Source organism: Ornithinibacillus caprae (assembly GCF_009728145.1).
GTDB lineage: Bacteria > Bacillota > Bacilli > Bacillales > Amphibacillaceae > Ornithinibacillus > Ornithinibacillus caprae.
The window spans coordinates 1-641 of sequence record NZ_WOCA01000039.1 but is presented as its reverse complement, the minus strand read 5'-3'; the positions used below and the strand labels follow the sequence as shown (position 1 = coordinate 641).

1 pseudogene is annotated in these 641 nt (G+C 40.1%); it reads left to right on the top strand.

Annotated elements, in window-relative coordinates:
- A pseudogene (locus tag GMD78_RS21510) lies at window positions 1-193 on the top strand (IS110 family RNA-guided transposase); the annotation flags it as partial.
- Window positions 194-641 lie beyond the last annotated feature (448 nt).

Sequence of the window (641 nt, the reverse complement as noted above, 5' to 3'; positions counted from 1 at the left end):
ATTAAGCCTTGTGAGGAATAACCCTGATTTTAAGCAGATTCATTATCACAATGTCAAAGTCAAAAAGATGAAGAAAATGAAATCTATTATGAAACTCGTAGGGAAGGTGGCGAGAATATTGGTAGCAATAGCTAAAAGTAATCACACTTACTGTCCTCAAAAAGTGCAGCCTTTAACACCACTAACAGCATAATAGTATAATTTAGGTAATGAATCACCCATAGTATTAAAGAGATCAAGGTTCAATTAATTAAGATAAGAAGATAATGAATGTTGGCTTATTCGTAGGATCACAAAGAAAGCACGGAGAACTGGATATAAGTTACCAAAGGGCACTGACCCGTTTGCGCAGCAAAACCGGCCTCCACCCCTTGGATAGGCATGACGAAGGAATGAAAGGGCATTAGACCCGTTGAGACATGGGAGGGAAAGCCTCCAGGGGCGGCGTGGAGAATGCGTGCAGTATATTTTGGAAATAAATGGAGTTTACCTTGACTCCTCTATTCCCGCATGCCTTCATGTAGCCTTTAATACCCATACTCATTCCATTCATCCGTCATTGTTCTTAGAAGTGGTTTGAAATCCTGCGAATAAGCGAGCATTTGTGAGTAAATAGAATCTAACTGAGGGAGTAACTTATG